Annotated in this window: 7 protein-coding genes; 1 reads left to right on the top strand and 6 read right to left on the bottom strand. The window is 67.2% G+C overall.

The window, feature by feature from the left end; all coding sequences use genetic code 11:
* Positions 1-13: 13 nt before the first annotated feature.
* The 5 genes from O3300_RS14445 to O3300_RS14425 form a co-directional block, all read right to left on the bottom strand.
* A complete protein-coding gene (locus O3300_RS14445) occupies positions 14-1,282 on the bottom strand; it encodes a TolC family protein (RefSeq protein ID WP_305053346.1) in 1,269 nt (422 codons plus the stop codon).
* 122 nt (positions 1,283-1,404) lie between these two features.
* On the bottom strand, positions 1,405-8,421 hold the full coding sequence (locus O3300_RS14440) for a hypothetical protein (RefSeq protein WP_305053345.1): 7,017 nt from the start codon (positions 8,419-8,421) through the stop codon (positions 1,405-1,407).
* Between the two features lie 761 nt (positions 8,422-9,182).
* Positions 9,183-10,184, bottom strand: a complete 1,002-nt coding sequence (locus O3300_RS14435) for a hypothetical protein (RefSeq protein WP_251351931.1) — start codon at positions 10,182-10,184, stop codon at positions 9,183-9,185.
* Positions 10,181-11,053, bottom strand: a complete 873-nt coding sequence (locus tag O3300_RS14430) for an ABC transporter ATP-binding protein (RefSeq protein ID WP_289906649.1) — start codon at positions 11,051-11,053, stop codon at positions 10,181-10,183. The genes O3300_RS14435 and O3300_RS14430 overlap by 4 nt, the downstream gene beginning before the upstream one ends.
* Positions 11,050-11,430: a GntR family transcriptional regulator gene (locus O3300_RS14425; protein WP_077402228.1), complete on the bottom strand. Its 381-nt coding sequence runs from the start codon at positions 11,428-11,430 to the stop codon at positions 11,050-11,052. Before O3300_RS14425 ends, O3300_RS14430 begins: the two co-directional genes overlap by 4 nt.
* A gap of 166 nt (positions 11,431-11,596) precedes the next feature.
* Between O3300_RS14425 and O3300_RS14420 the strand changes: the two genes are divergently transcribed.
* Positions 11,597-13,912, top strand: a complete 2,316-nt coding sequence (locus O3300_RS14420) for a hypothetical protein (protein WP_305053344.1) — start codon at positions 11,597-11,599, stop codon at positions 13,910-13,912.
* Here O3300_RS14420 and O3300_RS14415 read toward each other — a convergent pair.
* Positions 13,909-14,652 carry a DUF72 domain-containing protein gene (locus O3300_RS14415; RefSeq protein WP_305053343.1) on the bottom strand — a complete coding sequence of 248 codons (744 nt, stop codon included), beginning with the start codon at positions 14,650-14,652 and terminating at the stop codon, positions 13,909-13,911. The two genes, O3300_RS14420 and O3300_RS14415, sit on opposite strands and share 4 nt — an antisense overlap.
* Positions 14,653-14,698: the final 46 nt, after the last annotated feature.

Raw genomic sequence — 14,698 nt, 5'->3', positions numbered from 1 at the left:
TGTTCTGTGGCGGTCAATTGGCGCGCACCGACGCGGCCGGCGCCGTGCGCCCGGCCAGGGTGCCCGTTTGCGCGGCCAGGCGCAGGCTGGCGGCGATCGCCTGCGCGCGCGTGTCTTCCAGCGAAAATTGCGCCTGTGTCGCTTCGCGCACGGCGTTGAGCACGTCGTTCCAGCTCTTGCGGCCGATCACGTACTGGCGCGCATACGATTCGAATACCTGCGTCGAGGTGGTGCTGGCCTCGCCCGCGTTGCCCAGGCGCTGGCGGCTCGCCTCGGCCTCGTTCCAGTCCAGCGTGAAACGCTCGCGCACCTCGCGTTCGGCCACGTCGTGCGCGGCGCGCGCGCCTTCGCGGCGGGCCACGGCGGCATCCACGCCAGCCTTGGCCGACAGGCCGGCGCCCGGCTGCGCCTGCAGCACCAGCATGGCGCGCGTGCGGTTGTCGGCATTGATGCCGCCCGTCGGCTTTTCCATGCGCAGCACGACTTTCGGCATGTAGGCCGAGCGCTGCATGGCGATTTCGGAATCGGCGGCCTGCGCCTCGAAATCGAGGCGATGCAGGGTGGGGGAATAGTCGATGGCCTGGCGCATGACCCGTTCCAGGCTGGCGTCGGGCAGCGGTTCGCCCACGCCGATGCCGGTGGTGCTGACGAGGCGCACGGGCTTGCCCGCCAGTTGCGACAGCTGCGCCAGCGCGTTGTCCAGCGCCTGGCGCGCATTCGACACGTCGTTGGCCGCCTGGTAGGCGCGCGACTCGGCCAGGCGCTGGTCCGTCTGCGAGCTGACCGACTGCACCACGCGGCGCTTGATCATGTCCAGCAGGCGCTGGTGCTCGGCCAGGCCCGCCTCGGCCGAACGCACGCGCGCCGTCTGGCGCAGCGCCTCGGTGTAGGCGGCGATCACGCGCAGGGACAGGGTCAGGCGTTCTTCCTCGATGGCGGCACCGGCCGCGTCGACCCGGCTGCTGGCGGCATCGATGCCGGCGTCGATGCGCCCGCCGCTCCACAGCGGCTGCTCGATGCGCACCACGCCGCCCGTTTCCTGCGAACCGGTGGGGACTTCCGCCGACAGGCTGGGAAAGCGCTGCCATTGCGCGCCATCGAGGTCGGCCCGCGCGGCTGCCTGCGCCGAGCGCCTGCCCTGCACGGCGGGATGGCTTTGCAGCGCCTGCTGCAAGACCTGGTCGAAGCTCCAGGCGGTGGCGCCCTGGGCATGGGCGAAAGACGCCATGGATGCCATGGCCGCGGCCATCAGCAGGGCCGCGATGCGTGGCAGTGAGGACAATGCTGGGGAACCGCTTGATCTCATCCCGTATTTTTCCGGCCCGAGGCCTGACGCATTTCAAGGTGGGGCGGGAGCGCGCCGCTGTGCGCTCCCGCTGCCGTGCCTGGCGTGGGTGCCCTGCTTCAGACGATGAAGTTGGCCGCCGTCAGCTGCGTGATGTTCACCCCGCTCAGCAGCACCAGCGCCGTGTCGATGGCGTTGGCGTTGCTCAGGTCACTCGAGTGGTACACCGTCACGGCGCCGCTGTTCTGCGCATCGGCGATGACGATGTAGCCCTGGCCCGACAGGACGCTGTTGTCGGCCGCGATGGCGCTGGCCGCCGCGCCGATCGACACGGACGTGCCATCGAAGATGAACAGGTTGTCGTTGCCAAAGTCCGTGCTCAGGTTGACGCCCACCGCCACCGCTGCCGTCAGGTGGGCGATGGCCGACATGTCGATCACGTCGCCGCCGGCGGCTGGCAGGCCGGTGCTGAAGTCGCTCACCGTCAGCGGGTTGTGCAGGGCGTTCTGGCTCAGCACGAACAACTGGCTCGCATCCGTCAGGTCGGCGTGGGCCTGGGCTGCCGCTGCCGCTGCGGCTGCGGCATTTGCCGATACTGTCAGCGAGTTTGCATCCGTCAGGTCCGCCTGCGCCTGCGCCTGCAGGGCGGCGGCGGCGGCCGCATCGGCTGCCAGGTGCAGGGCGGTGGCGTCCGTCAGGTTGGCCGTCTGCGCCGCGGCCAGGGCGGCTGCCGCAGCCGCATCGGCGGCCTGGGTGAGCGCCACGGCATCGGTCTGGTCGGCCAGCGCTTGCACGGCGGCGGCGTGGGCGGCGTCCGCCGCCGACACCACGGCCAGGGCGCTGGCGTCCGTTTGCGCGGCCAGGGCGTTCGCTTGCACCAGGGCCGCATCGGCTGCCTGCGCGTCGGCGTTGGCCTGGGCCGCTGCCGCATCGTCCGTGTAGGCCGCATTGGCATTGGCATGCGCCTGGGCCGCTGCTGCCGCCGCGTTGGCGGCGGCGGCATCGTCCGCTTGCGCGGCCTGGAAGGCCAGCAGCGATGCGGCGGCCTGGGCCTGGGCCAGCGGCGCGGCCGCATCGGCGGCATGGGCGGCCAGCGCGGCTGCGGCCGCATTGTTGGCGTTGACGGTGGCCGCTGCCGCTGCCGCATCGTCGGCCTGTGCCTGCTGCGTGATGGCCAGCGAAATGGCGGCCTGGGCTGCTGCGGCTGCCGCGGCGTCATCGTCGTTCTGCGCCGCGGTGGCGGCGGCCAGGGCGGTGGCTGCCGTTGCCGCCGTGCTGATGGCCAGGGCATCGGCGGCGATCGCTGCCGTGTGCGCGGCGGTGGCGGCGGCGGCATTTGCCGCAGCCTGGTTGGCGGCCGTGTCGTCGGCTTGTGCTGCCTGGGCGGCGAGCAGTGCCGCTGCTGCCGCCGCGGCGCTGGCGGTGGCGGCAGTATCGGCGGCGGCTGCGGCAGTCGCTGCTGCTTGTGCGAGGGAGGCGGCGGCTGCGGCGTCCGCTGCGGCCTGGTCGTCGGCGACGGCGGCGTTGTGCGCTGCCTGGGCGTTGGCGGCGTTGGCCGCGGCCAGGGCGGCCGCCGCATCATCGGCCTGTGCCGCTTGTGTGGCTGCCAGGGTAATGGCGGCCGCGACGGCGGCTGCCGCGGCGGCGGCATCGGCATCGTGCGCGTTTTGCGCCGCCAACTGGGCGGCGGCGGCTGCAGCTGCGGTGGCGGCGACGTTGGCGTCAGCGGCGAGGGCCGCGTTCAATGCCAGTTGCGCATTCGCGGCGGCCGTGGCGGCCGCTGCTGCCGTGGCGTCATCCGCCTGGGCATTGAGCGTGGCGGCCAGCGAGATGGCTGCCTGCGCCGCTGCCGCTGCCGCGACGGCATCGGCGTTCTGCGCCGCGACGGCCGCCGCATGCGCGGCTGCCGCATTGTTGGCGGCCGTGACGGCCGCTGCATCGTCGGCCTGGGCCGACGCCAGCGCCGCATGGGCGGCTGCCGCATTCGCGTCGGCCTGGGCTGCTGCATCGGACGCATTTTGCGCGGAGATGAGCAGGTTCAGCTTGAGCGTCTTGTCATTGTCGGCGTCCAGGGCGTTGGTATCGGCCGTTACCGCCGCGTTCAGGTTGGCGATGGCCGCGTTGAGCGCCGCATGGGCGTTGAGAGCGGCCGTGTCGGCCAGTTGCGCCGCCAGCGTGGCGGCTGCCGACAGGGCTGCCGTGTGCGCGGCACTGGCGGCCGCATCGTCGGCGGCCAGCGCGGCGCTGGCCGCGGCCAGTGCATTGTTGGCCGCCGTGGCGAGGGCCGCCAGGCCGGCGTCGGCCTGCAGCGCGGCGTCGGCAATGATCTGCGCGGCCGCTGCGGCGGCTGCCGTGCTTGCCGCCGTGGCGTCGGCGCCCAGGGCGGCATTGGTGGCGGCGAGCGAGGCGCTGGCCGTCAGGATTGCCGCGTTGAGCGCCGTCGTGGCCGCATTCAGGGCCGCTTGCGCATTGTTGGCCGCCGTGGCCGCTGCTGCGGCGACGCTGTCGTCGTTCAGGGCCTGGTTCAGGGCGGCCAGTGCGGCTGCTGCCGCCGCCGCCGTCGTGCCGACGGCCAGGTCGGCCGCCTGCGCGGCCTGTGTGGCGGCCAGCGAGATGGCCGCCGTGAGGGCGGCTGCCGCTGCTGCGGCATCGTCCGCCTGCGCATGCTGCGTGGCAGCGGCCGAGATGGCGGCGACGGCGGCGGCAGCGGCGGCCGCCGTATCGGCGGCGGTAGCGGCCGCAGCGGCGGCCGTGGCGTTGGTGGAGTTGAGGACGGCGGCTGCGGCGGCCGCATCGTCAGCCAGTGCCTGGTTCAGCGCGGCCAATGCATTGGCGGCGATGGTGGCGGCGCTGGCGGCCGCATTGTCGGCCAGTTGTGCCGCTTGCGCGGCCGCTTGCGAGGCATTGGCGACGGTGGCGGCCGTGGCGGCGGCCAGATCGTCGGCGACGGCGGCGGCCGTGGCTGCATTGGCCGTGACGGCAGCCGCGGCGGTAGCTGCCGCATTCGCGTCGGCGGCCAGGGCCGCATTCAGGGCGGCCAGGGCATTGGCTGCCGTCGCTGCCGTCGCGGCGGCGGCGGCATCGGCCGCTTGCGCCGCCTGCGCCGCTGCCAGCGAAGTGGCGGCCACGCCGGCGGCGGTCGCCGCGAGAGTGTCGTCCAGCTGCGCCGCCGTGGCGGCAGCCTGCGAGGTCAGGGCCAGCGTGGCGGCGGCGGTGGCGGCATTGTCGGCGGCAATCGCATTGTTCAGCGTGACCAGCGAGGCGGCAGCCGTGGCGGCCGTCGAGGCGGCAGCCGCATCGTCGGCTTGCGCCGCCAGCGCCGCCGTGTGCGACAGGCCGGCCGTGGTGGCGGCCACGGTGGCGGCCAGCGCGGCCACCAGGTCGAGTGGATGGGCGGCCGAATAGGCGGCAGCCGCAGCGGCGCTGGCGGCATCGTTGTTGGCGATGGTGGTCAGCGCGGCCGCGTCCGTCAGCGCCGCCTTGGTGGCGGCCACGGTGGCGGCCGTGACGTCGAGCGTATGCTGGGTGCCCAGCACGACGGCGTCGGTCAGGCCGGCGACGGTGGCGGCGGTCGCGGCGGCCGTGGCATTCACGGTCGCCACCAGGCCCAGGGCGACGGCGTCCGTCAGGCTGGCCGTCGTTTGCGCGGCGGTGGCGGCGGCGGCATCGACGGTGGCCGTCAGCCCCAGGGCGACGGCATCGGTCAGCGCGGCGGTGGCGGCGGCCGTGCTGGCGGCTGCCGTGGCGGCCGTCGAGACGGTGCCCAGGGCAACGGCGTCCGTCAGGTTGGCCGCCGTGGCAGCCAAGCTGGCGGCCGTGTTGGCGGCCGTCGAGACGAGGCCCAGCGCCACGGCATCGGTGAGGTTGGCCGTCGTTTGCGCCGTGGCGGCGAGTGCCGCGTCGGCCGTGGCGACGAGGCCCAGGGCCGTGGCGTCCGTCAACGAGGCGGTGGCGGCGGCCGTATTGGCGGCCGTGGTGGCGGCGGCCGAGAGCGTGCCCAGTGCCACCGCATCGGTCAGGTTGGCAACATTCGTCGCCGTATTGGCGGCGGCGGCGGCCGCCGCGGCGGCCAGGCTCAGGGCGGCAGCGTCCGTCAAGTTGGCCGTTGTCAGCAGGGTGGCGGCCAAGGTGGCATCGGTGGTCGAGATTACGCCCAGCGCCGTGGCATCCGTCAGCGCCGCCAGGCTGGCGGCCGAGGCGGCAGCCAGGCCATCGGCGTTGGAAATGAGGCTTAGCGCGATGGCGTCCGTCTGGCCCGCCGTCGTGACGGCTGCGGCGGCGGCCGCATCGGCGGTCGACGACGCCACGGCCAGGGCCGCGGCATCGGTCTGGCCGGCCACGAGCTGTGCCGCGGTCAGGGCGTTTTGCGCCAGCGTATTGGCGGCCGTCAGTGTGCTGACGGCGGCCTGGGCGGCAAGTTCGGCGGCGGCATCGGCGGTGGAGACAAGGCCCAGTGCGCCGGCATCGGTCAGCGCGGCGGTGGCCGCTGCTGCCGTGGCGGCAGCTTGGGCCGCCGCCGCGGCGCTGACGGCCGAGATGTCGATCCCGCCCAGCAGGGCAGCCGTTTCCGCCGCCGCAACGGCCGCGGCGGCGGTGTTGGCGAGCGCCACGGCGTCGGTCAGGTTGGCAGTGGTCAGCGCAGTCGCGGCCGCCAGCGCATCGGCGGCGGAGACGCCGGCGAGGAAGAGGGCGTCCGTCAGGCTGGCATCGGCATCGGCGCCATCGGCGTCGAGCTGCAAGGCGTTGACGGTGGCCGTCAGGTCGACGACGCTGGTCTGCCCGGCCGTGACATTGGCGGCCAGGGCGGCGAGGTTGGCCAGGTTGAAGGCATTCAGGGCGACGTTGACATCCAGCAGGCTCGCTTGCGAGTGGGCGGCGGCGGCATCCGCGTCCGCCTGGTCGGCAGCTTGCTGCAGAGCAACCACATCGGTCTGACCGGCCACGGCCTGGGCATTCGCGGCATCGCTGGCCGCCGCCGCATCGGCAGCGGCCAGGGCGGCAGCGTCCGTCTGGTCGGCGGTAGTTTGCGCTGCCAGCGCGGCGGCAGCGTCATTATCGGAGACGATTTGCAGCGCGGCCGCATCGGTCAGCGCCGCTTGCGCGGCGGCGGCGGTCGCGGTGTTGGCGGCGGCATCGGCCGTGATCTGCAGGGCGGCTGCGTCGCTCAGGTTGGCTGTCACCACGGCGTTGGCGGCGGCAGTGGCGGCAGCGGCGGCAGCGATGTCGAGCGCGGCGGCATCCGTGTTGCCGGCCAGAGTGGCCGCTGTCGCCGCTGCGGCGGCATCGGCGCTGGAAATCAGGGCCAGCGCTGCCGCGTCGGTCAGGTCGGCCTGCGCCTGCGCCGCATCTGACGCCAGGGTCGCGGCATCGGCGATCAGCCCCAGGGTGGGCGCGTCCGTCATGTTCGCTTGTGTCTGCGCATTTGCGGCGTTCGTGGCGGCCGCATCGGCGGCGGCCTGCAGGGCCACCGCATCGGTGGCGTTGGCGATCGAGGCATCCCAGGCGGCTGCGCCGGCGGCGGCGTCCGCTGCCATGGTCAGCGTCACGGCGTCGGTGAGTCCTGCTTGCGTGCTGGCCGACGTAGCGGCATTCGCTGCCGCCGTGGCGGCGACGCCCAGTGCCGCGGCGTCGCTGGCATTGGCGTTGATTGCCGCATTCGCTGCCGCGGTAGCGGCCGCATTCGAGGCGGCGGTCAGGGCGACGGCATCGGTGGCGGCGGCCACGCTGGCGGCCGCGGCGGCGGTGGCCGCATCGGCATCGGAGATGACTGTCAGAGCGGCGGCGTCCGTCAGGCTGGCCTGTATGCCGGCCGTGACGGCGGCATTGGCGGCGGCCGTGGCCGCCAGGTCCAGCGCGGCGGCGTCCGTGGCATTGGCCAGCGCCGTGGCGGCGGCAGCGGCGGCGGCATCATTGGCCGAGATGACGCCCAGCGTCGCCGCATCGGTCAGCGCTGCCTGGGTATTGGCGGCGGTGGAGACGACATCGGCCGCATCGGCGATCAATTGCAGTGCGGGGGCGTTGGTCTGGTCCGCTTGCGTCTGTGCCGCATCGGCAGCGGCGTGCGCGGCGGCGGCGTTGGCGGCGGCCGTGACGGCAGCCGCATCGGCATTTTGTGCCGACGTGGTGGCGGCCAGCGAAATGGCGGCGGTCGCGGCCGCGGCCGCGGCCGCGTTGTCGTCGGTCGTGGCAGCCGTGGCAGCGGCTTGCGCACCGGGCACGGCGGCTGCCGTGCTGGCGGCCAGCACATCGTCACTGGTGGCGTTATTGGCTGCGAGCAAGGCTGCTGCCGCTGCAGCTGCAGCGGCAGCAGCCTGCTGGTCGGCGAGCGTGGCCGCATTCGCCGCTGCCAGCGCAGCTGCTGCCGTGGCGGCGGCTGCTGCTGCGGCGGCATCATCGGCCAGGGCATTGCTGGCCGCCGCGACCGCTGCTGCTGCAGCCAGCACGGCCGCGTCGGTAATGGTCGTCGTCGTGGATTGATTTCCCGTGCTACCGCCGGTCGAGCCGCCCGTGCCGCCAGTTCCTCCCGTGCCACCGGTTCCTCCCGTGCCCGTGCCGCCAGTGCCCGTGCCACCGGTGCCAGAACCGCCAGCCGCGGCACCGCCACCGCCACCGCCTGCTGCGGCGGCTACCAAGCCAAGGCCGCCGAGCGCGCCCAGCACGCCAAGTCCGCCCAGGCCGCCTGCAGCGCCGGCGCCGGCGCCTGCACCCGCTCCAGCTGATGCTCCTGCGACATCCACGACGCTGCCGCTGGGGATGCCGGCGGCGCCCGCGCCGGTGCCTGCCGCGCCCGCGGCGCCGCCGTTGTTGTCGCTTTGCGACGTGCCGGGATCGGCACTGCCATTGCCGGCCTGGCCTGCGGCCGCACCGCCGCCACCGGCTGCCAAGGCGGCTGCCGCCACCGCTGCGGCCGTGCCCAGGGCAGCGGCATTGCCACTATCGGCGCTTCCCGTGACTTCCACGACATTTTCAGGCGGCATGGTCGAGCTGGCATCGGCCCCTTTTATCAGCTCGTCTTCGTCATATTGCTTGCGGTCGCCGTTTTTCGGATTGACCGCTTTTTTAGCGGGCGTAGCGACCTTGACGCCAGCGCCTTCGGCATTGACGGGAACTTGTGCTGGATTTTGGGTGGTGGCCATTTGAAAATCTCCGGAAGAAGGTTATATGTTCGTTCAATTTTTTAAGATATTAAAAAATCAATAATGTGTTTCGTTTCCTTGCTTACTCCGGCGTGGCTTGGGCCGTGGTTGAAATTGGGTATTGCCGATGCAGATGGTGAAAGTAAAACATAACTGGCAAAAAAACGCTGGCGTAATGGAACGTCGGCTCTGAAATATTTAAAATGCCATTTTTGCATTTGTTTTGCATGGCGTTATTTTCTTGCATCCTGTTTTTCCGATAACTGGCTTGCCAGCCGATACACCTAGAAAGATAGCGGTATTTGCATGCAGGCCGCACCAGCTCTCACTCTGATGGTAGTTTCAATTTTGAAACTTTCAATTCAATTTTTATCATTTTTCATGACTCTATTCTGTCAAGCTTTGCGCAAGTGAATAATCACGGATTGTCACGGATTGGGACTTTCAGGCTGAATCCGCTATCCGGTTGCAGTGTTTCTGCGCCTTTCATCGAAAAAACCCTATCGCTATCGAATTGCTAGTTGTTGCTTTTTTGTATGGTGATTATCAAATTTGATTGGTAATAAAATACGATAGAAATAATTATTTGTAATTTTTATATCGAACTGATGCTATCGAATGAATAGTCGTTATTCAGGGAGGGAATTTTTTAATAATCACTATCAGAAAGGTAGTTATTATTTTCAGATGTTTTGCCAGCGCAGAAATAGAAAACGCCCCGACGGGCGGGGCGTTTTTGACGGGGAAGAGCTAGTGCGCTGTCAGCCTTCCTCGCGCCAGCTGCGCAGGCGGATGGCGGCGTAAATCAGCGCCGCGCCTGCCGCCGCGCCGAGCCAGACGGCCGGCAAGGCGAGGCTGGACCAGGAATTGCTGAACACATCGATGCGTGTCATGTGTGATCCCCCCTCTGCCAGGGCGTGCATGCGCGGCAGCAGTTCCGGTTCGAACAGATACCAGCTGCCGGGGAGGGTGCCCAGCAGGGCACGTCCGATGACATTCATCTGTATCCAGCTGACATCGCTTTCCGTCTGCGTCAGCTTGCCGGCCCAGACTGTCAGGATGAGCAGCAGCAATGGCACGCCGACGGCCCACAGGAAGACTTTCGACTTGGCCCAGCTCGATACCATCAGCAGCCAGCCGACAGTCGGCAAGGCCCACAGGCAATACACGGGCAGCAAGCCAAACACGCGCAGCGGTCCCAGGTACAGGCCGGAAGAGCCCAGCAGTTCGGCAAACACGTGGATGCCGTTGGCCGCCAGCACGCCGCTGAGGATCAGGATCAGGGCCAGCGACGTCAGGCTGGCGGCAGCGGCCACGATCAGCGGCGCGACCAGCAGGGCGATGGCCGCTTTCGACAGCACCGTCTGCGCATCCGAGATGGGCAGCGATTTCCAGAACAGCACGCTGCGGTCGCGGCGATCGTCATGCAGGGCGCTGAGGCAATAGAAAAATACGAGGAAGCCCAGCGCCAGGAACAGCGGTGCGGCCGCGTACGTATAGTTGTTGGCGACGGCGTCGATGATTTCCGTGCGGCGCGGGCCAAAGGTGCGCGTATTGAAGACGGTGCTCCAGGAAATTTCCTCGCCATTGACGATGAGCGCCGTGTGCATTTTGGTCTTTGCGACGGTCGCGGCCGCCATCAGGGCGCCCAGCACCGTCATGACGACGCCGATCAGGGCAGGCGTCCACACCAGCATGCCCTTGTGTTCCCACAACTCGCGCCGGAGCAGCCATTGCATCTTGTTTACAGGGGAAATGCTCATTGGTACGATCCTTTCATGGTCGCGACAAACAGGTCAGCCAGGCTGGGCGTGCGTACTTCGCCGAGGGCAGCCAGCTGGGTGCGGGCGACGCCATCGAACAGCATCACGGACTTGCCGAACACGCTGCGTTCGCTGATCGGCTGCAGGGCGCGTGCCGGATTGACGTGCTGCGGGCCCACCATCACCTCGATATAGCGCTCGCCCACCTCTTCCATGCTCGAGGCCAGCACGATCTTGCCGTCGCGAATGAACATCAGGTCGCTGAGGATGTGTTCCACTTCCTCGATCTGGTGCGTGGTGATGACGATGGTCTTGTTTTCATCGAAGTAGTCTTCCAGCAAGTTCTGGTAGAACTGCTTGCGGTACAGGATATCCAGGCCCAGGGTCGGCTCGTCGAGCACCAGCAGTTTGGCGTCGATGGCCATCACCAGCGCCAGGTGCAGCTGCACCACCATGCCCTTCGACATGGCCTTGACCTTCATCTTCGGCGACAGCTTGGTGTGGGCCAGGTAGCGTTCGGCCTTGCTGCGGTCGAAGCGTGGATGCACGCCGGCAACGAAATCGATGGCGTCGGCCACGCGCAGCCAGCCCGGCAGGATGGCCACGTCGGCAATGAAGCACACGTCGTCCATCAGCGCGTCGCGCTGCACGCGGGGATCGCGCCCCAGCACGGACAAGTCGCCATCGAAGCCCGTCAGGCCCAGGATGGCTTTCAGGGTGGTGGTCTTGCCGGAACCGTTAGGCCCGATCAAGCCGACGATGCGCCCCGGCGCGATATCGAAGCTGATGTTGTCGATGGCCACCTGCTTGCCATACTGCTTGCGCAGGCCGCGCGCGCTGATGACGCTGTCCTTGTTCAATGCATTCATGCGTTCTCTCCGTGTGCGCCGCCGTCGCGGCTCGCTTGCAGCAGTTGATCGAGATCAAGGCCCAGGCGGGTGATGTGTTCCAGCAAGGCTGGCCATTCTTCGCGCAGGAAGCGTTCGCGTTCGCTGGCCAGCAATTTGTCGCGGGCGCCTTCCAAGACATACATACCGAGTCCTCTGCGTTTTTCCACCAGGGCATCGTCGACCAGTTCCTGGTAGGCGCGCGAGACCGTGATGGGATTCAATTGATAATCGGCCGCCACCTGGCGCACCGACGGCAAGGCGTCGCCGGACTGCAGCACGCCATCGAGCATCATGCCCACCACCCTGGCCTTGAGCTGGCGGTAGATGGGGCTATTGTCGTTCCATTCCGCGCTCATGGGATGCGCTCCGACAAGGGCGGGGCGGCGCGGCGCGTAAAAAGTGCTGTAGGCATCGAAGCTCCGTGGTGTATTGGGTTGGTGTTGTAGTGAACTATAACAGTGAAAATGCAAATGTCAACAGTTCGATGATTTCTAACCATGTGGAAACTATAATGTTGCGTGTTTGAAAAAATTATTTGATAGCTTCTGGCGAATATCGTCGCCACTTACCATGAAAGCAGCAATGATCAATCGATATGACGAGTTGCAAAACCTGTTCAGACGCGCCAGCTGTGGCATCGCCCTGCTGGCCGGACTGAGCGCTTGCGGCGGCGGTTCCAGCGGTGGCACGGCCATGCCCGTAGCACCTGTCGAAACGCCACGATACCTGCTGGGAGGCACGGTCAGCGGCTTGCTGCCAGGCGCCAGCGTCGTGCTGGCAAACGGCGCGGATAAAGTAACCGTTACGGCCAACGGTGCGTTCAGTTTTGCCGGCAAGCTGGCGGCGGGCGCCAGTTATGAAGGCAAGGTCGACAGCGCCTCCGAGGGGCTGGGCTGCAGCATCGCGCAAGGCGCGGCGACCATGGGCAACGCGGATGTCAATACCCTGGCCGTGCGTTGCCTGCCGGTCGTGCTGGCAGGGGTGCAGGAGAAAATCCAAAAGATGGCAGGGATGGTCCGCGATGCCGCTGGTAACTACTATATCGCCGATGCGGGCAATCAGGTCATCCATAAAATGGGAATTGACGGCAGCTTGAGCGTGTATGCGGGCGTGATGGGCAAGCGCGGCGTGGATGACGGCCCGGTGTCGAGCGCCACGTTTTCCTTCATCGAGGGTTCCCGTCTGGCAATTGATCGCCAGGCGAATCTCTATGTGAGTGACTACTGTCACGCCGTGCTGCGCAAGATCACGCCGGCCGGCGTGGTTAGTACGGTTGCTGGCCAGCGGCGCAGCAGTTGTGAGGTTGATGATCTTGAGCCGGCGTCTGCGTATGTAGATGGGCAGAAAGAGCAAGCCCGCTTTGGCTTGCCTGGCAGTCTGGCCATCGATGTGAATGGCGATGTGCTGCTGGTCGATATGCATAAAAACGCCATACGCCGCGTCGCTGCGAACGGCATTGTCAGCACCCTGGCGTGGACATTTGCTCCCATGCCTGAAGTCAGCAGCGACTTTCAACGAGTGGGCCGACTTGCGCTTGATTCCGCTGGCAGCGTTTATTTTGCGGATGCCACGGGTTCTTATCTATTCCGCATCCAGAATGGCATGGCGGTCAAGGTGGCGGGGAACCGCTCGCAGAATTCTTCTGTCGACGGTATCGGTGGCGCTGCCAGCTTTTTCCGCATTCGCGGCATGCAGTTCAACCGCGATGGCGAGTTATTGCTGGCCGACGGCGGCAGCATCCGGAAAGTGCAGGCAGACGGCAAGGTGACGACCTTGCTCGGTGCTGCCATGCCTGATGCGAACGGTCAGGCACCAGGCTTCAAACAGCTCACTGAAATGGTGCTGGAGCCTTCCGGTGCCATGGTCGTGTATGACCTGGGCCGGCATATGCTGCGCAGGCTGGATCAGGATGGAAAGCTGTCGACCCTGCCGGCCTTGCCGGGACATATCGGCCTCGTCGATGGTAGTGGCGCTGCCACCCGCTTGACGTTGGGCTACGCGAGAGCCGTCGTGGCCGATAGCGCGGGGAATGTCTACCTGGCCGATGATGTCAACAAGGTCATCCGTCGCGTGACGCCCGATGGTCAGGTCAGTACCTTTGCGGGTATTGCGGGAAAAGACGGCGGGGTCGATGGCGGGCGTGGCACCGCGACCCTGGAGGGGCCGGTGGCCATGGCGTTCGACAAGGAAGGCAACCTGTATTTTGCTGACCAGTTCCATGGGCAGCCTCGGCTCGTGTTGCGCAAGATTAACAAGCAGGGCGAGGTATCCAGTATTGATTATTTGCCAATTTCGCATGGCACGCGCTTCGCGCTGGCGATCGACCAGCAAAACAATATTTATTGGGTGCACAATGCTGGCAATGGTATCTACCGGCGCCCTCCGGGCGGCGAGTTTGCGCTGTTTATGCCGTACGAGAATGCCATGAAGGCACTGAATGGAAAGACCGGCACGCGCGACTATATTTCAGCCGCCAGTCTGGCCGTCGACCGCCGCGGAGCGCTCTACTTTGAAGATGTCCAGCATCATGTGATCTTCAAGGTGGCCCAGAATGGGGATGTCAGCCATTTTGCCGGCACTTCCTTGCGGAGCGATGGAAAGGATGGTCCGCCGGGAACCGGAAGTCTGATGGCTAGTGACTATTTTCCATTGGCAATAGATGCCAACGACAGTCTGTACACGGGGAGCCAGGACGCGCTACGCAGAATTGACACCGCCGGTGTAATTTCTACGCCGCAACTAGGCTGGGGTTCTCCCGTACTGAGCACTTTCGCCATTGGCAATGGCGTGCTGTATGGTTTTACCGCGCAGGCTGTGATCCAGGCACCCTTGCCCTAGGGAAGCAATTGCGCGGCTGCTGCATCCATCAGCCGCGCCTGCAATTCCAGCGCATTGAACAGGGCGGCTCCGGCCGCCGTGTTGTCGAAGATGCACCAGTTGTCCGCCTGTGTTTGTGCGTGCAATTCAACGGCCAGCGCCGCCAGGTAGTCGGCCGGGTAGTCGGAATAGTATATTTTCGGGCTGCCATGCAGGCGCAGGTAGGCTACTTCCGTCGTCGGCACGTGTGGCCCCGGCTGGCCGGCGGGCGGATCGGCGCGCACGCGCGTGATGCGCTGCGTGGTCAACAGTTCGGTGGCTTCCGCCGCGAACCAGCCTGGGTGGCGCGCCTCGCAAGCGAGCATGCCGCCGAAGCGCTGGCGCAGCGCCTGAAAAAACTGCGCGGCCACGTCCGCCTCGAAATGCAGGCTGGGCGGCAGCTGCACCAGCACGCAGCCCAATTTATTTCCCAGTTGCGTGACTTCTCCCGCAAAGCGATCCAGTTCGGCCGCACAGTTGCGCAAGCGCCGTTCGTGCGTGATGCTGCGCGGCAATTTCACGCTGAAGCGGAAGTGCTCGGGTGTGCTGGCGGCCCAACGCGCGTAAGTGGCGCTCTGGTGCGAGCGGTAGAAAGAGCTGTTGATTTCCGCGCAGGGCAAGACCTGGGCATAGCGCTGCAGGTGGCTGCCATCGAGGGGGAAGTGGCTGGCGGCGGCGCTGGACAGGCTCCAGCCGGCCGTGCCGACGTAATGAGTATGCATGCTGCCATTACAGCAAGGTCGGTCGGGTTCGGCTATCGGACAAACG

The organism is Janthinobacterium sp. SUN206 (genome assembly GCF_030587305.1).
Lineage (GTDB): Bacteria > Pseudomonadota > Gammaproteobacteria > Burkholderiales > Burkholderiaceae_D > Janthinobacterium > Janthinobacterium kumbetense.
The sequence above is the reverse complement of the archived record's forward strand: the minus strand, read 5'-3'. Positions and strand labels throughout refer to the sequence as shown.